Consider the following 22,026-nt stretch of genomic DNA (forward strand, 5'->3'; position numbering starts at 1 on the left):
CGTCCGGTACGTTGGCGGGGATGCACAAGACGCTGATCGTGACCAACGACTTCCCGCCGCGCCCGGGCGGCATCCAGGCCTTCCTGCACAACATGGCGCTGCGGCTGGACCCCGACCGGGTCGTCGTCTACGCGTCCACCTGGAAGCACGGCGAGGAGGGCCGCGAGGCCACCGCCGCCTTCGATGCGGAACAGCCCTTCCCGGTGGTGCGCGACCGGACGACGATGCTGCTGCCGACGCCCCGCGTGACCCGCCGGGCGGTTTCCCTGCTGCGCGAACACGGCTGCGAGTCGGTGTGGTTCGGGGCCGCGGCACCGCTCGGGCTGATGGGCCCGGCGCTGCGGCGGGCGGGAGCGCGGCGGATCGTCGCCACCACCCACGGCCACGAGGCCGGCTGGGCGCAGCTGCCGGCCGCGCGGCAGCTGCTGCGGCGGATCGGGGAGGGCACGGACACGCTGACCTACCTCGGCGAGTACACGCGCTCGCGCATCGCCCCGGCGGTGACGCGGCGGGCGGCGGCCCGGATGGTGCAGCTCCCCCCGGGTGTGGACGAGAAGGTCTTCCACCCCGGGTCGGGCGGCGCCCGGGTCAGGGCCGGGCTGGGCCTGTCGGACCGCCCGGTCGTCGTGTGCGTCTCGCGGCTCGTCCCGCGCAAGGGGCAGGACACCCTGATCGAGGCGATGCCGCGGATCCTGGCGGCGGTGCCGGACGCGGTGCTGCTGATCGTGGGCGGCGGACCGTACGAGGCGGACCTGCGCGCGCTGGCCGCCGCGACGGGGGTCGCCGACTCGGTGGTCTTCACGGGCGCCGTCCCCTGGTCGGAACTGCCCGCCCACTACGGCGCGGGCGACGTCTTCGCGATGCCGTGCCGGACCCGGCGGGGCGGGCTGGACGTCGAGGGGCTCGGCATCGTGTACCTGGAGGCCTCGGCGACGGGCCTGCCGGTGGTCGCGGGCGATTCGGGCGGGGCGCCCGACGCGGTGCTGGACGGGGAGACCGGCTGGGTGGTCCGGGGCGGCGCCCCCGACGACGCCGCGGACCGCATCGTGACCCTGCTCCAGGACCCGGAACTGCGCGCCCGCATGGGAGCGGCCGGCCGGGCCTGGGTCGAGTCCCGCTGGCGCTGGGACCACCTGGCGGAAGGCCTGCGGGAACTGCTGTAGGGCCACGGGCGGGGGGCCTCGCCCGAGGCGGGGCATTGTCGCTCAGGCGGGGCCGTCCGCGGGCGGAGTCCCGCGAATCCGGCGCCCGGGAGCGGCACCTGGTTACGGTCCACACATGTCTGACTGTTACTCACATGCGTGGCAGTGCGCGTTATGGCCGGTGGGGCGGAATCCGCTCATGATGCGGCCATGACCCCCCACCTGACGCGCCGTCAACTCGGCCTCGCCGCCCTCCGCACCGCCGCCGCCCTCGGCATCACCCGGATCGGAACCGGCGCCGCGCGGGCGGCTGAACCCCCCGCCGCCCAGTACGCCCCCGCCGTCGTCGTCGGCTCCGGCTACGGGTCCGCCGTCGCCGCGCTGCGCCTCGGACAGGCCGGCGTCCGGACCGTCGTCCTCGAAATGGGACGGCTGTGGGACACCCCCGGACCCGACGGCAAGGTCTTCCCCTCCACCACCGCGCCCGACCACCGCTCGATGTGGTTCCGCCACCGCACCGAGGCCCCGCTCGCCCAGTTCCTCTGGCTCGACGTGGTCAACCGCGACATCAGCCCCTACCCCGGGGTCCTGGACCGCGTGCACCACGGGGACATGTCCGTCTACGTGGGCCGCGGTGTGGGCGGCGGCTCGCTCGTCAACGGCGGTATGGCCCCCACCCCCAGGCGCTCCTACTTCACCGAGGTGTTCCCCGGGGTGGACGCCGACGAGATGTACGGCACCTACTACCCCCGCGCCCGCGCCATGCTCGGCGTCAACGACATCGACCCCGCCTGGTTCGAGTCCACGGAGTGGTACCGCTTCGCCCGGACCTCCCGGAAGCACGCCCACAACACCGGGCTGAGGACCACCTTCGTGCCCAACGTCTACGACTTCGCGTACATGAAGCGCGAGGCCGCCGGCACCGCCCCCCGCTCCGCCCTCGCGGGGGAGGTCATCTACGGCAACAACCACGGCAAGAAGAGCGTCGACAAGACCTACCTGGCCGCCGCCGTCGGCACCGGCAACGTCACCATCGAGACCATGCAGCGCGTGGTCGCCGTACGCCGGGACCCGGCCGGCGGCTACGTCCTGACGGTGCACACCAGCGACCTCGGCGGCCGGGTCACCCAGGTCCGCGAACTGGGCTGCGCGCGGCTCTTCCTCGGGGCCGGCAGCCTCGGCACCACCGAGATCCTGCTGCGCGCCCGCGAGACCGGCGCGCTGCCCGAGCTGAGCGAGAAGGTCGGGCTCGGCTGGGGCCCCAACGGCAACGTCATGACCGCCCGCGCCAACCACCTCTGGGACACGGTCGGCTGCCACCAGGCCACCATGCCCGCCCTGGGCATCGACGACTGGGACAACCCGGCCAACCCCGTCTTCGCGGAGATCGCCCCGCTCCCCATGGGCATCGAGCACTGGATCTCGATGTACCTGGCCATCACCAGGAACCCGGAGCGCGGCCGCTTCACCTACGACGCCGCGAGCGACTCGGCGCGGCTGCACTGGACCCGGGACCAGAACGCCCCGGCGGTCGCGGCGGCCAAGAACCTCTTCGACCGGATCAACCGCCGCAACGTCACCGTCTACCGCTACGACCTCTTCGGCGAGAACAAGGCCTTCGCCGACGGCTTCACCTACCACCCGCTCGGCGGCTGCGTCCTCGGCGAGGCCACCGACGCCTACGGGCGGGTGAAGGGGTACCGGGGCCTGTACGTGCTCGACGGCTCGCTCGTCCCCGGCTCGCTCGGCGTGAACCCGTTCGTGACGATCACGGCCCTCGCCGAGCGGAACATGGACCGGATCCTCGCCCAGGACTGAACGCCCCCGGTCAGCCCCGGTAGAGGGCCTCGATCTCGTCCGCGAAGTCCTTCGCCACCACGTTGCGCTTGAGCTTCAGCGACGGCGTGATGTGACCGGACTCCTCGGTGAACTGGGAGCCCAGGATGCGGAACTTCCGCACCGATTCGGCCTTGGACACCGCCGCGTTGCCGTCGTCGACGGCCTTCTGGACGGCGGCGATGAGCTCCGCGTCCTCGCGCAGCTCCGCCGCCGTCACCCCGGACGGCTTGCCGTTCTCCGCGGCCCACCGGCCGAGGAACTCCTCGTCGATCGTGACCAGCGCCGCCACGAACGGGCGCGCGTCACCGACCACCATGCACTCCGCGACCAGCGCGTGCGCCCGGATCCGGTCCTCGATCACCGCGGGGGCGACGTTCTTGCCCCCCGCCGTGACGATCAGCTCCTTCTTGCGGCCGGTGATCCGGAGGTAGCCGTCCTCGTCGAGGGTGCCGACGTCGCCGGTGTGGAACCAGCCGTCGGTCATCGCCTCGGCGGTGGCCGCCTCGTTCTTCCAGTACTCCTTGAAGACGTGCTCGCCGTGCACCAGCACCTCGCCGTCGTCCGCGATGCGCAGCACCGAACCGGGCAGCGGCTGGCCGACCGTACCGATCTTCTGCTTGTCCCACGGGAGGAAGGCGGTGGCTGCGCAGGTCTCCGTCAGGCCGTAGCCCTCCAGGACCGTGAAGCCGATGCCGCGGAAGAAGTGGCCGAGGCGCTCGCCGAGCGGCGCGCCGCCGGAGATGGCGTACTCGCCGCGCCCGCCGAGGACGGTGTGCAGCTTGGAGTAGACGAGCTTGGAGAACAGCTTGTGCTTGAGCTTCAGGCCGAAGGACGGGCCCGAGGGGGTGTCCAGCGCGCGGCTGTACGCGATCGCCGTCTCGGCGGCCGCGTCGAAGATCTTGCCCTTGCCGTCGGCCTGCGCCTTGGCGCGCGCCGAGTTGTAGACCTTCTCGAAGACGCGCGGCACGCCGAGGATCAGCGTGGGGCGGAAGGACTGCAGCTCGTCGGTGAGGTTCTTGATGTCCGGTACGCAGCCCAGCCGGATCGGCGCCAGCACCGCCGCCACCTCCACCAGGCGGCCGAAGACGTGCGCGGCCGGGAGGAACAGCAGCACGGAGCACTCGCCGGTGCGGAAGAGCGGCTTCAGCCGCTCCACGACGTTGCCGCACTCGGCGAAGAAGTTGCGGTGGGTCAGCACGCAGCCCTTGGGGCGGCCGGTGGTGCCCGAGGTGTAGACGATGGTGGCGGGGTCGTCGGCGACCGCGAGGGCGCTGCGCGCGTCCACCTCGGCGTCGGTGACCTTCGCGCCGGCCGCCGTCAGGACGCCCTGGGCGTCCTCCTCGATCTCCCAGACCTGGCGCAGCTCGGGCAGCCGGTCGCGCAGGGAGGCCACGTTCGCGCTGTGGCCCGGGCTCTCGACGATGGCCGCGACGGCGCCGGAGTCGCCGAGGATCCACTGGATCTGCTCGGGCGAGCTGGTCTCGTACACGGGGACGGTCACGCCGCCGGCGGTCCAGATCGCGAAGTCGAACAGCACCCACTCGTAGCGCGTGCGGGAGATCAGGGCGACCCGGTCGCCGGGCTCGATGCCGGCCGCCATCAGGCCCTTCGCGGTGGCCCGCACCTCGGCGAGGAACTCCCTCGCCGTCACGTCCTGCCACCGGCCGTCGACCTTGCGGGCGATGACGGCGGTGTCGGGATGCTGGGCGGCGTTGCGGCGGACGAGATCCGTCAGGTTCCCGTCCGACGGGACCTCGTACAGGGCCGGAAGGCTGAACTCGCGCAAGACTGCTGCTCCTCTGGGCGCCATCGCCACCGTGTGGACCGACCGGACGTTACCCACCGGTAGTGGGTTCCCGATAGAGGGAACCGGCCAGATGTTCCGTGCGTCACATTCTGTACATCCCGATGCGCCGCAAGACCCGCCAATATGCTGCCGAGCGTAGTCGACCGTGTGCGCGACTAGGAAGTAACCGCAGGTCCGGCCGCCTGCGACCGCCGCTCTACCCGCCCGCGCCGGGCCCCCCTAGGGTGGGCGGCATGGGTGGCGGGAAGAGTCGAACGAGGGTCCACGTCGTCAGCGACGTACACGGCAACACCGAGGCACTGGCACGGGCCGGAGACGGCGCCGACGCGCTCGTCTGCCTGGGCGACCTGGTGCTCTTCCTCGACTACGCCGACCACTCGCGCGGCATCCTCCCCGATCTGTTCGGCGTCGAGAACGCCCATCGCATCGTCGAACTGCGCACGGCGCGGCGCTTCGCCGAAGCGCGCGAATTCGGCCGCCGGCTGTGGGACGGGCTCGACAGGGAACGGCTGATCGAGGAAGCCGTGCGCCGCCAGTACGCCGAGATGTTCGCGGTGCTCCCCAGCCCGACGTACGCCACGTACGGCAACGTCGACGTGCCCGGCCTGTGGCCCGAGTACGCCGGCCCCGGCACCACCGTCCTCGACGGGGAGCGGGTGGAGATCGGCGGCCGCGTCTTCGGCTTCGTCGGCGGCGGCCTGCCGTCGCCGATGCGCACGCCGTACGAGGTCGACGAGGAGGAGTACGCGGCCAAGGTGGAGGCCCTGGGAGAGGTGGACGTGCTCTGCTCGCACATCCCGCCGGAGGTCCCCGAGCTCTGCTACGACACCGTCGCGCGCCGCTTCGAGCGGGGGAGCGAGGCCCTGCTCGCCGCGATCCGCCGGACGCGGCCCCGGTACGCGCTCTTCGGGCACGTCCACCAGCCGCTGGCGCGGCGGGCCCGGATCGGCGCCACCGAGTGCGTGAACGTGGGGCACTTCGCCGCCACGGGAAGGCCCTGGGCCCTGGAGTGGTGACCCCCACACGCACGGTAGCCTGCACGCGGCGGCCGCGGGCCGCACACTTCCTCGAAATTCCCCCAGCTACCGCTGGGAGGTGCCCCCAACCCGGAGGAGCCACCGCGATGGCGGAACACACCAGCTCAAGCATCACGATCGACGCCTCCCCCGCCGACGTGATGGCCGTGATCGCCGACTTCGCCCGCTACCCCGAGTGGACCGGCGAGGTGAAGGAGGCCGAGGTCCTCGCCACCGACGCCGAGGGCCGCGCCGAGAAGGTCCGCCTCCTGCTGGACGCCGGCGCGATCAAGGACGACCACACGCTGGCGTACACCTGGAAGGGCGCGGACGAGGTCAGCTGGACGCTGGACAAGTCCCAGATGCTGCGGCAGCTCGACGGCTCCTACCGGCTGGCCCCGCTGGACGGCGGCCGCACGGAGGTCACCTACCAGCTGACGGTGGACGTCAAGATCCCGATGCTGGGCATGATCAAGCGCAAGGCGGAGAAGGTCATCATCGACCGCGCGCTGGCGGGGCTGAAGAAGCGCGTCGAAGCCCGGTCGTGACGGGCCCGGCCTCCTGACGCGCCTGCCTCCCTGACGGGCGCGCCCGTGGCCCGGGCGCGGCCCGTCCGCCCGCACGCCCCGCGCCCCGCGCGGCGCGGTACGCGGCCCTGCCCGGACGCACCGGTCCGCCCGGGGCCTGCGTGGGGCCCCGGGCCACGGGTTCCCGTACGGCCGCGCCGGCGGCTACGGGCCGCCCCGCGCGGCGACGGCGGGCGCGGAGAGCGGCGCGCCCGCAACCGGCGCCGCGCCGGAAGGCAGAACGAAAGGCACAGCCATGCAGACCCTCCTCGTCACCGGCCCCGGCGGAGCCGGCCGCAGCACCGTCGCCGCCGCCACCGCCCTGGCCGCCGCGCGGGACGGGCAGCGGGTGCTGCTGCTGTGCGGCACCGACGCCCCCCTCGCGGAGGGGAGCCCCGATCCACGGCTGCGGACCGCCCGGATCGACTCCGGCGCGGAGTTCCGCACCGAACTCGCCGCGCTCCAGGAACGCGGCGCCGCCCTCCTCGGCATGCTCGGCGGCCGCCCCCTCGGCGCCGAGGAGCTGACCGAGCTGCCCGGCGCCGAACAGTTCGCCCTGCTCCGCGCCCTGCGCCGGGCCGCCGCCGAACCCGGCACCGACCTCGTCGTCGTGGACATGCCCCCGCTGCACCAGGCCGTGGCCACCCTCGCCCTCCCCGCCCAGCTGCGCCGCTACCTCGCCCGGCTGCTGCCCGCCGAACGCCAGGCGGCCCGCGCCCTGCGCCCCGTACTGGCCCAGCTCGCCGGGGTCCCGATGCCGGCCCAGTGGCTGTACGAGACCGCCGCGCGCTGGGACGAGGAGCTGGCCGCCGTCCAGGCCGTCGTCGAGGCCGCCACCACCCGGGTCCGCCTGGTCGCCGAGCCCGGCCCCGCGGCCGGCACCGCCCTGCGCGGCGGGACGCTCGGGCTGGCCCTGCACGAGCTGCGCGTGGAGGCCCTGGTGGCCAACCGGCTCGTGCCGCCGGGCGCCGCCGCGGCCGGCCCCTGGGCGGCGGGGATCGCCGCCCAGCAGCGGGCCTTCCTCACCGAGTGGGGCCGCGTCCTGCCCGTCCACGAGCTGCCCCACCTCGGCCGGGACCCCCGGGGCACCGGCGACCTGGAGGTGCTCGCCGCCGCCCGGGGAATCGCCCCCGGCGCCGCCGGCCCCGCGCCCGGCCCCGGCTGGAGCGTCGAGGACCGGCTGGCCGACGACGGGGTGCTCGTCTGGGCGATCCCGCTGCCCGGCGCCCGCAAGAGCGAGCTCGACCTGGTCAGGCGCGGTGACGAGCTGCTCGTCGCCGTCGGCCCGCACCGCAGGATCGTTCCGCTGCCCCCGGCCCTGCGCCGCTGCACCGTCTCCGGCGCGGCCCTCGCCGACGACGCCCTCCGCGTTCGCTTCACCCCGGACCCGCGGCTGTGGCCGAAGGCGCGCTGAGCCCCGTACCGCCGTTCGGGTAACGTCGAAGGCAGACCTACCGCAGCTGCCGCCAGGAGAGTCCGCCATGAGCGAGGCCACCGACCACCCCACCGACGACGCCTGGGCGCGGGCCTGCGAGGAGGACCTCGCCGCCGAGAAGCAGCGCCGCAGCTCACAGCAGGGCGGCGGCACGGGCACGGGAACGGCCGCCGAGGAGCTGTTCAAGCTCTTCGAGGCCGTCGCCGACAAGGTGTCCTCCCTCAACAACCCGCTCGTCGGCGCCGCCGCCCAGGACGCCGTACGGCAGATCGTCAACCAGGCCAAGACGGCCGCCAAGCCCGTGATCGAGCGGAACCCGGAGGTGTTCGGCCACCTCGCGGCGGCCGGATCCGAACTCCTCGCCGCCTACCGTTCGGCCGTCGAGGGCCACGAGCGGCGCTGGACCCGCGACGAGCCCGCCGAGCCGCCCACCCCCCGCAAGCCCTCCGGCGGGGACGAGGAAGGCCCCGGAGCGGGCCCGGCCGAGCGGATCGATCTCGACTGATCCTCCGCCCGCCTCGGGTACGGTTGGCGGTGGCGGGGCTTGACCGGAAACCGAGGGACTAATGGGACTCACCATCGGCGTCGACATCGGCGGCACGAAGATCGCGGCCGGCGTGGTCGACGAAGAGGGCACCATCCTTGAGACGTACAAGGTGCCCACCCCGCCGACCGCGGACGGCGTGACGGAGGCGATCTGCGCCGCCGTCTCCGAGGTCAGCAGCAACCACACGATCGACGCCGTCGGCATCGGCGCCGCCGGATACGTGGACGACAAGCGCGCCACCGTGCTCTTCGCGCCGAACATCAACTGGCGGCACGAACCGCTCAAGGACAAGGTCGAGCAGCGCATCGGCCTGCCGGTCGTCGTCGAGAACGACGCGAACTGCGCCGCCTGGGGCGAGTACCGCTTCGGCGCCGGCCAGGGCCACGAGGACGTCATCTGCATCACCCTCGGCACGGGCCTCGGCGGCGGCATCATCATCGGCAACAAGCTGCGCCGCGGCCGCTTCGGCGTCGCCGCCGAATTCGGGCACATCCGGGTCGTCCCCGACGGCCTGCTGTGCGGCTGCGGCAGCCAGGGCTGCTGGGAGCAGTACGCCTCCGGGCGCGCCCTCGTCCGGTACGCGAAGCAGCGCGCCAACGCCACCCCCGAGAACGCGGCGATCCTCCTCGGCCTGGGCGACGGCACCGCCGACGGCATCGAGGGCAAGCACATCAGCGAAGCCGCGCGGGCCGGTGACCTCGTGGCCATCGACGCCTTCCGCGAGCTGGCCCGCTGGGCCGGCGCGGGCCTCGCCGACCTGGCCTCCCTCTTCGACCCGTCGGCGTTCATCGTCGGCGGCGGCGTCTCCGACGAGGGCGACCTCGTCCTCGACCCGATCCGCAAGTCCTTCAAGCGCTGGCTGGTCGGCGGCGCCTGGCGGCCGCACGCGCAGGTGCTGGCCGCGCAGCTCGGCGGCAAGGCCGGGCTCGTGGGCGCGGCGGACCTGGCCCGCCAGGGCTGACCCCCCGCCCCGGCCATGACTGCCCGCCGCGCCCCCTGGGGGAGCGGCGGGCAGCTGCGTATGTTGCCTCCCATGCCGTACACGCCGCACAGTCAGCACGCGCCGCACGCGCTGCCGAAGTCCGTGACCGAGCCCGACGGTTCAGCCGTGATCCGGGCGCTCAGCTACAACGTCCGCTCGCTGCGCGACGACGAGGAGGCCCTGGCCAGGGTCATCCGGGCCTGCGCCCCCGACCTCGTGTTCATCCAGGAGGCGCCGAGGTTCTTCCGCTGGCGCAAGCACGCGGCCAGACTGGCCGCCAAGACCGACCTCGTGGTGCTCGCCGGGGGCGCGACGGCGGCGGGGCCGCTGCTGCTGTGCTCGCTGCGGGCGTTCGTGGAGCGCACCGAGGACGTCCTGCTCCCGCGCACCCCCGGCCTGCACCGGCGGGGCTTCGCCACGGCCGTGGTCCGCTTCGGGGCGGCCCGGGCGGGGGTGGTCAGCGCGCACCTGTCCCTGGACCCGGCGGAACGGCGCGCCCAGGCCGACCTCCTCCTGGAGCGGCTCGCCGGGCTGGGGGCGCCGCACGTGATCGCGGCTGCCGACGTGAACGAGGCGGCGGGCGGTTCCGCCTTCGGCCGGCTGTCGCAGGCCCTTCAGGACTGCTGGACGGTGTCCCCGTGGGGCGGCGAGGACACCTTCCCGTCGTCGGCACCGGACCGGCGGATCGACGCGGTGTTCGCGTCGCGGGGCGTGGAGGTCCTCGCCTGCGGTGTCCCGGAGGGACTCCCGGGCGTGACCGCCCCCGACCTCCGCGCGGCCACCGACCACCTCCCGGTCCTGGCCACGCTCCGGCTCCCAGCGGGGGACTGAGGGGGCCGGGTTCAGGGCTGGTTCGGGGGTTTCCCGTCAGTCCCCTCGTCCTTCCGGTTCGGAATGACGAGGACTGCCGGGAACCCCCCGAAAGAACGGCACGGTCCCAGGGCAAGGGACCCCCGTATCAGGGACGAGACGAGGGTCCGGGCATCCGGGCCGCGCGATCCGCGATTGCGGCCACCCGCACGAGAGGTTGACCAGAGCCACCTGCGCAGCCCCCGGACGCATCAGCCCGCTCCGCGCTCCTCCCGGCTCAGCGTCCGACGCCCGTCCGGGGCCGATACCCGCAACACCGCTGCGGGAAGCGGTGAAGCGCACCAGACCGCTACCCGTTCCTCGGGTCCCTCCGGGGCTGGCCGTAGGCGGGTACGACGTTCTCGACGGCGGTGGTGAATTCGCGCCCGGACGCACCCCGGATGTAAGCCAGTTCCATCCAGCGCTCGTAGGTGAGGGAGCCGGAGACGTTCTCGTTGATCACGGCCATCAGCTCCCCTTCGACTCCGGAAGCGATGTCGCGTACCCGGCGACGGAGCAGACGGTGCGGCACGTACGCGTAGCAGTCACTCATCGGACGCCGCCTCGAAGGTACTGAGGAAGCGTTCCCAGCCGGCCTGAGCCCGGTCGAGCAGGTCGGTGCTGGGTGCAGACGTGGCGGCCACCCTCTCGGGCGCGTGGGCGGTCATGAGTACCTCGCAGACGCAGCTGTGCGTGATGCGGTCGATCATTGGTCGACTCCTCCAGAGGCCAGTGGTGTCATCCATCAGCCTGGAGCCGTCCCAAGCGCGCGGGAATGACCGCTTGTTGCACTTCCGCTGTACTTGCGTCCCCCACCGGTGCCCCGCGTGGTTCGATGAGGGTGAGAAGGGAGCGGCACGTGGCGACCGTGCACCACTGGACCGGCCTGGAGGCCAGGGCACTCCGGCACGCGCTGCGGCTGAGCGTCCGCGCTTTCGCCGATCACCTTGGAGTCGGAGTGCGGACCGTCTCCAAATGGGAGAAGCTGCGGACGTCAACCGAGCCCCGCCCGGACACCCAGGCGATCCTCGACACCGCTCTGGCCCGTGCGGACGCTGCCGCGCATCTGCGGTTCGAGATGTTCCTGTCCGAGGCCGGAGGCTCCAGCACAAGCCGGGAAGTGCCGCCGGCCTGGGATCACGAATCCTGGACCGATGACCTGGACCGGGTCGTGGTGGCGCTCTCACAGCAGAGTTTCGCGCTCGCCGATTGCCTGCTCAGCAGATGGCTGATCCCTTTCAAGGGCCCTGAGCTGGACGAGAGGGGCCTGTACCTGTTCGCCCGCTCGACGGCCTTGCTCGGCGACCTCAAGCGGTACCGGGGAACCCCCGTCGGGCTGCTTTCCGCCCAGCACGCTTATGCCAGTGCGCGCGCCGTCTTCACGGACCTCGGCGTCCCCCGCCGTGTGGCCCAGCTCGACCTTTCCCTCGCGGTCGTCATGGAGATGTCGGGCAAGCTGGAGACCGCTGCTCGCGCCTACGAAAGCCTGGCTGTCGACGACCGGCTTTCTCCCCGCGACCGCGCCCGTGCCCGCTTGTGGGTGGGAACCGCGCTCAGCAAGGACGGTGAGCACGACTACGCGACGCGCGTCATGACAGCCGCCACCCGCGACTTCGAGAACCTCGCCGAACCCGAAGACTGGTCGGTGGCACACCAGAAACTAGCCCTCGCCCGCCGCGACGCCGGAGCCCTCACCGCTGCGCTCCGGTTCCTGGACGTCGCCTGTAGCACGGGCACCGTGGGGTCCCCGATGCAACGGGTGCAGCTCACCACCGCTCAAGCCCACGTCTTTCGCACCGATCCCGCCACCCGTGACGAGGGGCTCCGCCTTCTCGACGAAGCCGCGCGGATCGCCGCACAGTCCGACCTCGGACATCAACTACGTAGCATCGAAGCCATCAGGCGGACGTGCGAGGGAGCCTTCAAACCCCTGCACCACCGAGCAGGGAGCAGCGAGTGGCAGACGGACGACCGCAGGAAGTCACGGGAGATCAGAGGCAGGCCGCCCAGCTGATCTGGGACTACCACCACATGCGTCACGAACTGCGCCCGTGCGATGCGGCCATCGCTCTGGGCTGCAACGACCTTGGCGTCAGCACCTACGCCGCAGACCTGTACAAGGCCGGGCTCTTCCCGACCCTCGTGTTCACCGGCGGCAACAGTGCGGCCACCAGCAAGGTGTTCCCGCGTGGCGAAGCCGTGCACTTCCACGAACACGCCCTCGCGCTCGGAGTACCCGCCCACGCGATGCTGCTGGAGCCGAAGGCCGCCAACACCGGCCAGAACATCGCGTTCGCCCGCGAGGTGCTGACAACCGCCGGTGTCCGTCCCCGATCCGTGCTGCTGATCAGCATGCCGTACATGGAGCGACGCGCCTTCGCCACCTGCCGTGAACAGTGGCCTGACATCGAAGTGGTCTGCGCTTCCGACCCGCTGTCCTTCGACGCCTACCTCAAGGGGATGGGCGACGAGGAATCCGTGATCAGCATGATCGTCGGCGACCTGCAGCGCGTGATCGAGTACCCGAAACAGGGCTTCGCCATCGCCCAGGAGGTACCGCATGACGTACATGCCGCCTACGAGGCCCTCGTCCGCGACGGCTTCACCAGGTGCCTCCTCGACTCCTGAGGGCCAGCCCCAAACGCCCGTCAGCCGCCGAGAAACGAGGCGCGCGTAGCGATCTGACGCGCCCACCGGTCCCGAATGGGGTCCTGTTCGACATTTCGTGCAGGTATCAGCCCCGGACGGCGGCCGGACGCCAAGCCGGGAGGAGCGCGTAGCGGTCTGACGCGCCCGGAGGGCCCGCCGGGGGTCTCTGAGGGGCCCGGGTACCCGCGGGCCGACGCCCGCCCACCCCGCCTCTCGCTGAGACGCCCGCCCCTTCTCCTCTGGACCGTCCCGTTTCTTCGGGGGGTTCTCGGCAGTCCTTGTCTTTCCGGGGCGGGCTGGTCTGTCAAGGGTGGCCGAAGGCCATCGCGTAGCGACGCGACGAAGGAGCGCCCTTGAGGGACCGGCCCGACACGGAAGGACGATGGGACTGACGGGAAACCCCCGAACCAGCCCTGACACGGCCCCAGGGGCTACCGCCCCTACACCACCGCGCCCCGTCCCGGGTCGTCGTCATCGTCCTCGTCGCCCTGCGACATGCGGGCGACCAGGGTGGCGAAGCCGCCCAGGAAGCCGCCGATGCCGAGGGTCGTCAGCCACCAGGTCATGTCCCACTGGAGCAGTACCGCCAGCAACAGCAGCACCGGGCCGCCGACCACCGCCAGCCACGCGAACTTCGCCGTCGTGTCCGCCGGCGGCAGCTCCGGTTCCGGCGGGACGAAGTGCCCCTCGTCGGGGGGCTCGGCCGGGGTGTGGTCGCGCGGGCCCGACGCCGGGGCCGGCAGGGGTACGCCCACGCCCGGGGCGAAGGTCACCGAGCTGCCCAGCTCCGGCTTCGGCCCCGGTTCCGGCTTCCGCCCGGCCTCCGCATCCCGCTCCGGATCCGCACCCCGCTCGGCCTCCCGCTCGGCCTCCCGCTCCGCCTCGCGCTCCCCGCCCCGCCCCGTGTCGGACACCGCGGGCTCGGGCTTCACGTCTTCCTCCGGCAGCATCAGGTTCTCGATCGGCCGGAACGGTCTCGCCCCGGGCGGGTCCGGTGGTTCCTGCCCGTACCCCGCGACGATCGCGGCCCACGCCGCTTCCTCGTCCAGCGGGGGCACGCCCCCGGACGACTCCTCGTGCTCAGCCACCGCTGGCCGCCCCCTCCCTGCCGACACTCTTCGCGAGCCGCCCGATGAACGCGTAGCTGTCCGCGAAGATCCGCTCCGCGTCATGGTCCAACGTCGCCACGTGGTAGCTCTGTTCCAGCAGGGTCTCGGTCACGTCGGTCGACGACACCCGCGCCAGGATCCGCGCCGAGTCCACCGGCGGGACCACGTGGTCCTGGGGGCTGTGCAGCAGCAGTACGGGCTGCGTCACCTGCGGCAGCTCGGTGTCCACCAGCTGGAAGAACTTCCGCAGGGAGTGCGCGGCCCGGGTCGGCACCCGCTCGTAGCCGACCTCCACGGAGCCGGGCTTCGCGATGTCGCTGGCGATCCCCGCCGTCGACCGGACGAAGTGCTTGGCCACCGGAAGGGCGAAGGCCAGCGGGTCGTGCACCTTGTTGGCGGGGTTGACGAGGACGATGCCGCTGATCGCGTCCCCGTGCCGCGCCGCCAGCCGCAGCGTCAGCGCACCGCCCATCGAGAGCCCGAAGACGAAGACCTGCTCGCACCGGTCCAGCAGCTCGCGCAGGGCCCGGTCGACCTCCGCGTACCAGTCCTGCCAGCCGGTGAGCTGCATGTCCTGCCACCGCGTCCCGTGCCCGGGCAGCAGCGGCAGCGAGACGGTCAGCCCGCGCTCGGCCAGGTACTCGGCCCACGGGCGGAGCGACTGAGGCGAACCGGTGAAGCCGTGACAGAGAAGCACGCCCACTTCTCCGCCCTCGTGGCGGAACGGCTCTGCTCCAGGGAGGACGGGCACCAGGGTCTCCTTCGAAGGGTGGGGGGTGCGTTGCGCTGTGTGACTTCACCGTACGCGACCGGGGTGACACCGACCAGGGCCGTCGGGCGCTCCGCGCGGAGCCAGGCGATAAGGTCTGTTCGACAGACACAGGAAGGCTTTCGAGTTGATCTACGGCGCAATGAAGTTCTCCATCGGGGGTTCCCTGAAGCTCGCCTTCAGGCCGTGGGTGGAGGGCCTCGAGAACATCCCCGCCGAGGGGCCGGCGATCCTCGCGAGCAATCACCTGTCCTTCTCCGACTCCTTCTTCCTGCCGGCCGTGCTGGACCGGAAGGTGACCTTCATCGCGAAGGCGGAGTACTTCACCTCCCCCGGGGTCAAGGGCAAACTGACGGCCGCCTTCTTCAAGGGCGTCGGCCAGCTCCCGGTGGACCGCTCCGGCGCGCGCGGCGCGGGCGAGGCCGCCATCAAGAGCGGCATCGAGGTCATCGAGCGCGGGGAGCTGTTCGGTATTTACCCCGAGGGCACGCGTTCACCCGACGGCCGCCTCTACCGCGGCAAGCCCGGCGGACTGGCCCGGGTGGCCCTCGCCACGGGCGCCCCGGTGATCCCGGTCGCGATGATCGACACCGAGAAGATCCAGCCCCCCGGCAAGGTGGTCCCGAAACTGATGCGCCCGGGCATCCGGATCGGCAAGCCGCTGGACTTCAGCCGCTACCAGGGCATGGACGGGGACCGCTTCATCCTGCGCTCGGTGACCGACGAGGTCATGTACGAGATCATGAAGCTCTCCGGCCAGGAGTACGTCGACATCTACGCGACGGCCGCCAAGCGGCAGATCGCGGACGCCGAGAAGGCCGCCAAGGCGGCCGAGAAGGCGGAGAAGGCGGAGCTCGCCGAGAAGGCGGAAAAGGCAAAGCTCGCCGAGCTGGCAGAGAAGGCCGAGAAGGCCAAGGGAGAGACGGGCGCGGAGTAGCGCGCGCGGCGGGCCGGCCGGAAGGCCGCGCCCGCGGGAACGGGGCGGGTGGGGGAGATGGCGAGGCGCGAGCGCGTCGTACGGATGTCGGTCGAGCAGCCGCTGTGGCGGGCCCTGACCGCGTACCGGCTGCTCACCATGGTCTACGCGGCCCTGCTGTTCGCGGCCGCGTACCGGAAGTTCGACCAGCCGGCGGTGGCGGCCGGCTACCTCGCCTGCCTCGCCGTCTGGACGCTGGCCACCCACCGCCGGGTCGCGAACGCGGCCAGCTGCACCAGGGGCTTCCTCGTCTCCGACCTCGCCGTCGCGCTGACCGGCATCCTGCTCACCCCGCTCGCCGACACCCACGCGCGGATCACGGCGGGCGGCCCCACCCTGCCCAGCATCTGGACCGCCGGCTCGGTGCTGGCCTTCGCCCTCAAGGGCGGCTGGCGCTGGGCCGGCTTCGCCTCGACCTTCGTGGCCGCCGCCAACCTCGTCATCCACGGCGGCGACCCCACCCGGGACACCCTGCACAACGTGCTGCTGGTCTGGGTCGCCTCCATCGCCATCGGGTACGTCGTCGAGGTGGCCCGGGCCAGTGAGGCCACCCTCGCCCGGGCCCTGGAGATCGAGGCCGCGACCCGCGAGCGCGAGCGCCTCGCCCGCGACATCCACGACGGGGTCCTCCAGGTCCTCGCGATGGTCCAGCGGCGCGGCAGCGAGCTGGGCGGGGAAGCCGCCGAGCTGGGCCGGATGGCGGGCGAGCAGGAGGTGGCGCTGCGCACGCTGGTCTCCAGCGGGCTGGTCCAGCCGTCCCGGGTCTCGCGCGACGGGTCGCTCGGCGCGCTCGTGGACACGTACGAGGTGGAGGAGCCCGGCACGGACGGGGCCGAGCTGGACCTGCGCTCCCTGCTCGCCCCGCACGCCGGGTCCCGGGTGAGCTTCGCCGAGCCGGGGACCCCGGTGCCGCTGCCGGCACCCGCCGCGCGGGAGCTGGCGGCCGCGGTCGGCGCGGCCCTCGACAACGTGCGCAAGCACGCCGGGGAAGCGGCCAGCGCCTGGATCCTCGTCGAGGACTGGGGCGACGAGGTGATCGTGACCGTACGGGACGACGGCCCGGGCATCCCGGCCGGCCGGCTCGACCAGGCGGAGGGCGAGGGGCGCCTGGGCGTGGCCCTGTCCATCCGCGGACGCCTGCGCGACCTCGGCGGCAGCGCCGAGCTGGTGTCCGTCCCCGGACAGGGCACCGAAGTGGAACTGAAAGTACCGAGGGGGAGGACCCAGTGAACGAGGACCGCGGCGAGCTCCAGGACATCAAGGTGATGGTCGTCGACGACCACCCGATGTGGCGGGACGCGGTGGCCCGCGACCTGGCCGCGGCGGGCTTCGACGTCGTCGCCACGGCCGGCGACGGGCCGGAGGCGGTACGCCGCGCCCGCGCGGCGTCCCCGATGGTGCTGGTCCTGGACCTCAACCTGCCGGGCATGCCCGGGGTGCAGGTCTGCAAGGAACTGGTCGGCGCCGATCCCACGCTGCGGGTGCTGGTCCTGTCGGCCAGCGGTGAGCACGCCGACGTCCTGGAGGCCGTGAAGTCGGGGGCGACCGGCTACCTGCTGAAGTCGGCCGGCGCCCAGGAGCTGATCGACGCGGTCCGCCGCACTGCGGCCGGTGACCCGGTGTTCACCCCGGGCCTGGCCGGTCTCGTCCTCGGCGAGTACCGGCGCCTGGCCAGCGACCCGGCGCCGGCCGCCCCGGACGAGCCGAAGGCCCCGCAGCTGACCGACCGGGAGACCGAGGTGCTGCGGCTGGTGGCCAAGGGGCTCTCGTACAAGCAGATCGCGGAGCGGCTGGTCATCTCCCACCGCACGGTCCAGAACCACGTGCAGAACACCCTGGGCAAGCTCCAGCTGCACAACCGGGTGGAGCTCGTCCGGTACGCCATAGAGCGCGGGCTCGACGACGCGTAACCCGTTCGTACGTCGTACTTACTTCCACTCCGGCTCCTCGTACGAGTGAACGGCATGGGCGCAACATCCCTTGACCGCGCCGGAATTGACCCGTCCGCGGCCCTTGCTGTGACGCGCGTCACCATTAGCGTGACCGTCATGGCGAAGGGAGATTCCATGAAGGTCGGAGTGCTCACCGGCGGCGGAGACTGCCCCGGACTGAACGCGGTGATCAGGGGCGTCGTCCGCAAGGGCACGCAGGAGTACGGATACGGGTTCGTCGGCTTCAAGGACGGCTGGCGGGGGCCGGTCGAGGGGGACACCGTCCCGCTGGACATCCCCGCCGTCCGGGGCATCCTGCCCCGGGGCGGCACCATCCTCGGCTCCTCGCGCACCAACCCGTTCAAGACGGAGAACGGCGTCCGCGCCATCAAGGAGAACCTCGCCAAGTTCGAGGTCGACGCGCTCGTCGCGATCGGCGGCGAGGACACCCTCGGCGTGGCCGCCCGGCTCTACGAGGAGTACGGCGTCCCCTGCGTGGGCGTACCGAAGACCATCGACAACGACCTCTCGGCCACCGACTACACCTTCGGCTTCGACACCGCCGTCGGCATCGCCACCGAGGCCATCGACCGGCTGCACACCACGGCCGAGTCCCACATGCGGGTCCTGGTCGTCGAGGTCATGGGACGGCACGCCGGCTGGATCGCCCTGCACTCGGGGCTGGCGGGCGGCGCCAACGTCATCCTCATCCCCGAACAGCGCTTCGACGTGGACCAGGTCTGCGCCTGGGTGACCTCCCGCTTCGGTGCGAGCTACGCGCCGATCGTCGTGGTCGCGGAGGGGGCCATGCCCAAGGACGGGGACCTGGTCCTCAAGGACTCCGTCTCCCGGGACTCCTTCGGACACGTCCGGCTGTCGGGCGTCGGCGAGTGGCTGGCCAAGGAGATCGAGGCGCGCACCGGCAAGGAGGCCCGTACGACGGTCCTCGGGCACATCCAGCGCGGCGGCACCCCGAGCGCCTTCGACCGCTGGCTGGCCACCCGCTTCGGTCTGCACGCGATCGACGCGGTGCGCGACGGGGACTTCGGCAAGATGGTCGCGCTGAAGGGGACGGACATCGTCCGGGTGCCGATCGCGGAGGCCACCGCGAAGCTGAAGACGGTCGACCCCGCGCTGTACGCGGAGGTCGGGGTCTTCTTCGGCTGAGCGACGCGGACTGAGCGGCGCGGACGGAGCGACGCGGAGTGAGCGGGCGCGGGCCACGGGACGGCCGTATCGTGACGGACGACCCGTGGCCGACCTGTGGGGAGCGAGCGTGGAGATCCTGGCCTTCGGAGCGACCGCCGACGAGGAGCCGCTCCTGGAGCGCGCCTTCCGGGAACACGCCGACGGGCCGCACGAGGTCCGCTGCCTCGACGTCTTCCTCAGCGAGGACACCGCCCCCATCGCCGCCGGGTACGAGGTCGTCTCCTCCAGCGTCAACGGCGACCTGAGCGGCCGGGTCCTGCGCATCCTGGCCGCCGGGGGCACCCGGATGGTCGCGCAGCGCTCGACCGGCTTCAACAACATCGACCTCGACGCGGCCCGGCGGCTGGGGCTGACCGTCAGCAGGGTCTCGTCCTACTCGCCGTACTCGGTGGCCGAGTTCGCCTGGGCCCTGGCCCTGGCGGTGAACCGGCGGATCGTCCGCGCCTCCCACCGCACCCGGGACTTCGACTTCCGGCTGAACGGGCTGATGGGCCGCGACATGCGCGGACGCACGGCGGGCGTCCTCGGCACCGGCAGGATCGGCGAGGCCTTCACCCGGATCGCCCACGGCTTCGGGATGAACCTGCTGGGCTGGGACCTGGCGCCGAACCCGGCCTGCGTGGAGCTCGGCATGAGGTACGTGGACAAGGACGAGCTGTTCGCGGGAGCCGACCTGATCAGCCTGCACGTGCCGCTGATGGAGTCCACGCACCACATCGTGGACGCGGCCGCCCTGAAGGCGATGCGGGACGACGCGGTGCTGGTGAACTCCAGCCGGGGCGGGCTGATCGACACGGAGGCCCTGGTCACGGAGCTGCGGGCGGGCCGCTTCACGGGGGTGGGTCTGGACGTGTACGAGGCGGAGGCCGGCCTCTTCTTCACGGACAGGTCCCTGGAGGCCGTCGCGGACGACACTCTGGCCCGGCTGGTCACCTTCCCGAACGTGCTGGTGACCAGCCACCAGGCGTACTACACCGAGGACGCGGTCGGACAGATCATCGCGACGACCGTCCGGAACGTGGCGGACTACCTGGCGGGCCGCCGCTCCGAGAACACCCTGGTCCCGGACCCGGCCTGACCCGCGCCCGCCCCGGGCCGCACCGGCCGGGCGGCCCCCGTCACCCCGCGGACCAGGCCGGACAGCAGCTCCGCGCCGCGCAGGGTGAGCACGGACTCCGGGTGGAACTGGACGCCCGCGAAGCCGCGGTCCGCGCAGCGCAGGGCGTGGACCTCGTCGGTGAGCGGGTCCCGGGAGACCTCCACCCCGTGTGCGGAGAGCTCGGCTTCCGCTCCGGCGTCGCAGGCGGCGGTGTACGTGTTGTAGAAGCCCACCGTCTCCGGCGTGCCGAAGAGGTCGACCGTCACCTGGGCGCCCTGCGCCGGCTCGGCCTTCCGCACCAGCGGCAGCCCCAGCTCCGCCGCGATCAGCTCGTGCCCGAGGCACACCCCCAGCAGCCCGCCGCGGTGGGAGGTGAGCAGGTCCCGCGCCAGCGCGCCCAGCATCCGCATCTTCGGGTCGGCGCCGTCCGCCGGGTTCCCCGGGCCGGGGCCGAGGACGACCGGGCCGTCCCAGGCCAGGGCGAGGGCCCGCAGCCCGGGGTCGTCGTAGCGGCGTACGGTCACCTCCAGCCCGGCCGCCCGCGGGCCCCCCGTCCTCAGGACGTGGGCCAGCATCGCCGTGAAGGTGTCCTCCGCGTCGACCACCAGGGCGTGCCCGCCCGTGGCGGCGGGCCGCTCCTGCATGCGGAGCCAGAACGGCGCCAGGTCCGCCCGCCGTGAGGCGAGGGCCGCCCGCACCCGGGGATCGTCGGCCAGCCCGCCCGCCCCGGCGCGGGGAGCCGGCCGGGGCGCGGCCGGCCGTACGCCCAGCGCCGCCAGCACTCCGGCGGCCTTGGCGTGGGTCTCGGCCACCTCGCCCAGCGGGTCCGAGTGCCGGACCAGGGTGGCCCCGACCGGTACCCGCAGCACCCCGTCCGGGCTGATGTCGGCGGTGCGGATCAGGATGGGGGAGTCCAGGGTCTGGCCGCCGGCCGCGTCCAGGCCGAGCAGCGCCAGCGCCCCCGCGTAGTAGCCGCGGCCGCCGCTCTCGTACCGCTCGATCACCCGGCAGGCGTTCTGCACGGGCGAGCCCGTCACCGTCGCCGCGAACATGGTCTCCCGCAGGACCTCCCGGACGTCCAGCGAGGAGCGTCCGCGCAGCTCGTACTCGGTGTGCGCGAGGTGGGACATCTCCTTGAGGCGCGGGCCGACGACGGCTCCGCCCATGTCGCCGACCGTGCACATCATCTTCAGTTCCTCGTCGACGACCATCGACAGCTCCTCGGTCTCCTTGCGGTCGGCGAGGAAGGCGAGGAGGGACTCGGCGGTGGGGCCCGACTCCGGGTAGCGGTAGGTGCCGCTGATCGGGTTCATCACGACCGTGCCCCCGGACATCCGCACGTGCACCTCGGGGCTGGCCCCGACCAGGGTGCGGTCCGGAGTGTGGACCACGTACGTCCAGTACGCGCCCCGCTCGTCCTCCAGCAGCCGCCGGAACAGGGCCAGCGCGTCGGCCCGGCCGAAGCCGTCGACGCGGCCCTCGTAGGTGCGCCGGATCACGAAGTTCGCGCCCTCGCCGCGGCCGATCTCCTCGCGGACCACCCGCTCGACGGTGGCCGCGTACTCCTCGTCGGGGACGTCGAAGCCGCCGCCCTCCACCCGTACGGGGTGGCCGGGGAGCGCGGCCAGCGCGGTGGCGAGCGGGACCTCGTACGCCTCCTCGGCGGCCAGCACGGCCAGCGGGGTGCCGTCGTCGCGGACGTCGAACCCGCGCTCGCGGATCTGCCGGAACGGCACGAGCGCGAGGGTCGGGAGCTCGCGCACGGGCAGGTCGGCGAGGCGGGCGGCCTCGTGGACCGGGCCGATGAGCACCTCGACGGTGTCGTGGCGGCGGCCCGGGGTGCGCCGGCGCAGCAGCGCGAAGGGCGGGGCCGTGTCGTCGAGGAGCCGGCCGAGGCCGAGATCGGGCCGGGGTGCGGAGTGGGTCATGGGGCGTCCTTCCGGTGGGGTGTCGGAGGGGAGGACGGCCGTGTCCGGACATGGAAAAGGCCGCCCTCCGGGGGCGGCCTGCGTTTCGCTCGTGTCAGTGGGTACGCGAGAGGGGCGGGCCGCCGGGAGCGGGCCACCACCAGTTCAGGTCGGCATGCGCGTACATGGGGGGC

At 72.8% G+C, this 22,026-nt stretch carries 21 protein-coding genes; 15 read left to right on the top strand and 6 right to left on the bottom strand.

What is annotated here, in order from left to right; translation table 11 throughout:
- Nucleotides 1-20: 20 nt before the first annotated feature.
- Nucleotides 21-1,163, top strand: coding sequence for a glycosyltransferase family 4 protein (locus ACZ514_RS25920; RefSeq protein WP_468174273.1), 1,143 nt, complete (start codon nt 21-23; stop codon nt 1,161-1,163).
- A 189-nt stretch (nt 1,164-1,352) separates the two neighbouring features.
- Entirely contained in the window at nt 1,353-2,960 is a 1,608-nt protein-coding gene (locus ACZ514_RS25925; RefSeq protein WP_469125788.1) for a GMC oxidoreductase, read from the top strand.
- A gap of 10 nt (nt 2,961-2,970) precedes the next feature.
- Here ACZ514_RS25925 and ACZ514_RS25930 read toward each other — a convergent pair whose 3' ends face one another.
- Nucleotides 2,971-4,767 (bottom strand): AMP-dependent synthetase/ligase, encoded by a 1,797-nt coding sequence (locus tag ACZ514_RS25930; RefSeq protein ID WP_468174269.1) that lies wholly within the window; start codon nt 4,765-4,767, stop codon nt 2,971-2,973.
- A gap of 254 nt (nt 4,768-5,021) precedes the next feature.
- Between ACZ514_RS25930 and ACZ514_RS25935 the strand changes: the two genes are divergently transcribed.
- The 6 genes from ACZ514_RS25935 to ACZ514_RS25960 all read left to right on the top strand — a co-directional run bounded on the left by ACZ514_RS25935 (nt 5,022) and on the right by ACZ514_RS25960 (nt 10,165).
- Nucleotides 5,022-5,804, top strand: coding sequence for a metallophosphoesterase family protein (locus ACZ514_RS25935; protein WP_468174267.1), 783 nt, complete (start codon nt 5,022-5,024; stop codon nt 5,802-5,804).
- Nucleotides 5,805-5,911: 107 nt separating this feature from the next.
- On the top strand, nt 5,912-6,352 hold the full coding sequence (locus ACZ514_RS25940) for an SRPBCC family protein (protein ID WP_467893315.1): 441 nt from the start codon (nt 5,912-5,914) through the stop codon (nt 6,350-6,352).
- A 274-nt stretch (nt 6,353-6,626) separates the two neighbouring features.
- Nucleotides 6,627-7,784 carry an ArsA family ATPase gene (locus ACZ514_RS25945; RefSeq protein WP_469125789.1) on the top strand — a complete coding sequence of 386 codons (1,158 nt, stop codon included), beginning with the start codon at nt 6,627-6,629 and terminating at the stop codon, nt 7,782-7,784.
- Nucleotides 7,785-7,851: 67 nt separating this feature from the next.
- Nucleotides 7,852-8,310, top strand: a complete 459-nt coding sequence (locus ACZ514_RS25950) for a DUF5304 domain-containing protein (protein WP_469125790.1) — start codon at nt 7,852-7,854, stop codon at nt 8,308-8,310.
- Between the two features lie 61 nt (nt 8,311-8,371).
- The gene (locus tag ACZ514_RS25955) at nt 8,372-9,313 is read left to right on the top strand and encodes an ROK family glucokinase (RefSeq protein ID WP_467893321.1); all 942 of its coding nucleotides are present in this window, start codon (nt 8,372-8,374) and stop codon (nt 9,311-9,313) included.
- Between the two features lie 72 nt (nt 9,314-9,385).
- A complete protein-coding gene (locus ACZ514_RS25960; RefSeq protein ID WP_468697882.1) occupies nt 9,386-10,165 on the top strand; it encodes an endonuclease/exonuclease/phosphatase family protein in 780 nt (259 codons plus the stop codon).
- 328 nt (nt 10,166-10,493) lie between these two features.
- Here ACZ514_RS25960 and ACZ514_RS25965 read toward each other — a convergent pair whose 3' ends face one another.
- Both ACZ514_RS25965 and ACZ514_RS25970 read right to left on the bottom strand, forming a co-directional pair.
- The gene (locus ACZ514_RS25965; RefSeq protein ID WP_469125791.1) at nt 10,494-10,736 is read right to left on the bottom strand and encodes a hypothetical protein; all 243 of its coding nucleotides are present in this window, start codon (nt 10,734-10,736) and stop codon (nt 10,494-10,496) included.
- Entirely contained in the window at nt 10,729-10,893 is a 165-nt protein-coding gene (locus ACZ514_RS25970; protein ID WP_469125792.1) for a hypothetical protein, read from the bottom strand. The genes ACZ514_RS25965 and ACZ514_RS25970 overlap by 8 nt, the downstream gene beginning before the upstream one ends.
- Before the next feature lie 149 nt (nt 10,894-11,042).
- On the opposite strand from ACZ514_RS25970, the gene ACZ514_RS25975 reads away from it, so the two are divergent.
- Both ACZ514_RS25975 and ACZ514_RS25980 read left to right on the top strand, forming a co-directional pair.
- Nucleotides 11,043-12,197, top strand: coding sequence for a helix-turn-helix domain-containing protein (locus ACZ514_RS25975; protein ID WP_469125793.1), 1,155 nt, complete (start codon nt 11,043-11,045; stop codon nt 12,195-12,197).
- Nucleotides 12,140-12,811 (top strand): YdcF family protein, encoded by a 672-nt coding sequence (locus ACZ514_RS25980; RefSeq protein ID WP_468166834.1) that lies wholly within the window; start codon nt 12,140-12,142, stop codon nt 12,809-12,811. Before ACZ514_RS25975 ends, ACZ514_RS25980 begins: the two co-directional genes overlap by 58 nt.
- A 461-nt stretch (nt 12,812-13,272) precedes the next feature.
- On the opposite strand, the gene ACZ514_RS25985 is transcribed toward ACZ514_RS25980, so the two are convergent.
- Nucleotides 13,273-13,920: a hypothetical protein gene (locus tag ACZ514_RS25985; RefSeq protein WP_468166836.1), complete on the bottom strand. Its 648-nt coding sequence runs from the start codon at nt 13,918-13,920 to the stop codon at nt 13,273-13,275.
- Entirely contained in the window at nt 13,913-14,692 is a 780-nt protein-coding gene (locus ACZ514_RS25990; protein ID WP_388935560.1) for an alpha/beta hydrolase, read from the bottom strand. The genes ACZ514_RS25985 and ACZ514_RS25990 overlap by 8 nt, the downstream gene beginning before the upstream one ends.
- Nucleotides 14,693-14,852: 160 nt before the next feature.
- Between ACZ514_RS25990 and ACZ514_RS25995 the strand changes: the two genes are divergently transcribed.
- From ACZ514_RS25995 to ACZ514_RS26015, 5 genes are all read left to right on the top strand, one after another.
- Nucleotides 14,853-15,647 carry a lysophospholipid acyltransferase family protein gene (locus ACZ514_RS25995; RefSeq protein ID WP_469125802.1) on the top strand — a complete coding sequence of 265 codons (795 nt, stop codon included), beginning with the start codon at nt 14,853-14,855 and terminating at the stop codon, nt 15,645-15,647.
- Nucleotides 15,648-15,704: 57 nt separating this feature from the next.
- Nucleotides 15,705-16,916 carry a MacS family sensor histidine kinase gene (macS, locus tag ACZ514_RS26000; RefSeq protein ID WP_469125794.1) on the top strand — a complete coding sequence of 404 codons (1,212 nt, stop codon included), beginning with the start codon at nt 15,705-15,707 and terminating at the stop codon, nt 16,914-16,916.
- A 35-nt stretch (nt 16,917-16,951) separates the two neighbouring features.
- On the top strand, nt 16,952-17,596 hold the full coding sequence (locus tag ACZ514_RS26005; protein ID WP_468167356.1) for a response regulator: 645 nt from the start codon (nt 16,952-16,954) through the stop codon (nt 17,594-17,596).
- Nucleotides 17,597-17,752: 156 nt separating this feature from the next.
- Nucleotides 17,753-18,784, top strand: coding sequence for a 6-phosphofructokinase (locus ACZ514_RS26010; protein WP_468167358.1), 1,032 nt, complete (start codon nt 17,753-17,755; stop codon nt 18,782-18,784).
- Nucleotides 18,785-18,893: 109 nt separating this feature from the next.
- Nucleotides 18,894-19,904 (top strand): 2-hydroxyacid dehydrogenase, encoded by a 1,011-nt coding sequence (locus ACZ514_RS26015; RefSeq protein ID WP_469125803.1) that lies wholly within the window; start codon nt 18,894-18,896, stop codon nt 19,902-19,904.
- Here ACZ514_RS26015 and ACZ514_RS26020 read toward each other — a convergent pair.
- A complete protein-coding gene (locus ACZ514_RS26020) occupies nt 19,853-21,853 on the bottom strand; it encodes an anthranilate synthase family protein (RefSeq protein WP_469125795.1) in 2,001 nt (666 codons plus the stop codon). The two genes, ACZ514_RS26015 and ACZ514_RS26020, sit on opposite strands and share 52 nt — an antisense overlap.
- Nucleotides 21,854-22,026 lie beyond the last annotated feature (173 nt).

Source organism: Streptomyces sp. NPDC034086 (genome assembly GCF_055575515.1).

Bases quoted from the DNA above. Each gene is read 5' to 3' on its own strand.
- ACZ514_RS25920 (WP_468174273.1), top strand. From the start codon at position 21: ATGCACAAGACGCTGATCGTGACCAACGACTTCCCGCCGCGCCCGGGC.
- ACZ514_RS25925 (WP_469125788.1), top strand. From the start codon at position 1,353: ATGACCCCCCACCTGACGCGCCGTCAACTCGGCCTCGCCGCCCTCCGC.
- ACZ514_RS25935 (WP_468174267.1), top strand. From the start codon at position 5,022: ATGGGTGGCGGGAAGAGTCGAACGAGGGTCCACGTCGTCAGCGACGTA.
- ACZ514_RS25940 (WP_467893315.1), top strand. From the start codon at position 5,912: ATGGCGGAACACACCAGCTCAAGCATCACGATCGACGCCTCCCCCGCC.
- ACZ514_RS25945 (WP_469125789.1), top strand. From the start codon at position 6,627: ATGCAGACCCTCCTCGTCACCGGCCCCGGCGGAGCCGGCCGCAGCACC.
- ACZ514_RS25950 (WP_469125790.1), top strand. From the start codon at position 7,852: ATGAGCGAGGCCACCGACCACCCCACCGACGACGCCTGGGCGCGGGCC.
- ACZ514_RS25955 (WP_467893321.1), top strand. From the start codon at position 8,372: ATGGGACTCACCATCGGCGTCGACATCGGCGGCACGAAGATCGCGGCC.
- ACZ514_RS25960 (WP_468697882.1), top strand. From the start codon at position 9,386: ATGCCGTACACGCCGCACAGTCAGCACGCGCCGCACGCGCTGCCGAAG.
- ACZ514_RS25965 (WP_469125791.1), bottom strand. From the start codon at position 10,736: ATGAGTGACTGCTACGCGTACGTGCCGCACCGTCTGCTCCGTCGCCGG.
- ACZ514_RS25970 (WP_469125792.1), bottom strand. From the start codon at position 10,893: ATGATCGACCGCATCACGCACAGCTGCGTCTGCGAGGTACTCATGACC.
- ACZ514_RS25995 (WP_469125802.1), top strand. From the start codon at position 14,853: ATGAAGTTCTCCATCGGGGGTTCCCTGAAGCTCGCCTTCAGGCCGTGG.
- macS (WP_469125794.1), top strand. From the start codon at position 15,705: ATGGCGAGGCGCGAGCGCGTCGTACGGATGTCGGTCGAGCAGCCGCTG.
- ACZ514_RS26005 (WP_468167356.1), top strand. From the start codon at position 16,952: ATGGTCGTCGACGACCACCCGATGTGGCGGGACGCGGTGGCCCGCGAC.
- ACZ514_RS26010 (WP_468167358.1), top strand. From the start codon at position 17,753: ATGAAGGTCGGAGTGCTCACCGGCGGCGGAGACTGCCCCGGACTGAAC.
- ACZ514_RS26020 (WP_469125795.1), bottom strand. From the start codon at position 21,853: ATGACCCACTCCGCACCCCGGCCCGATCTCGGCCTCGGCCGGCTCCTC.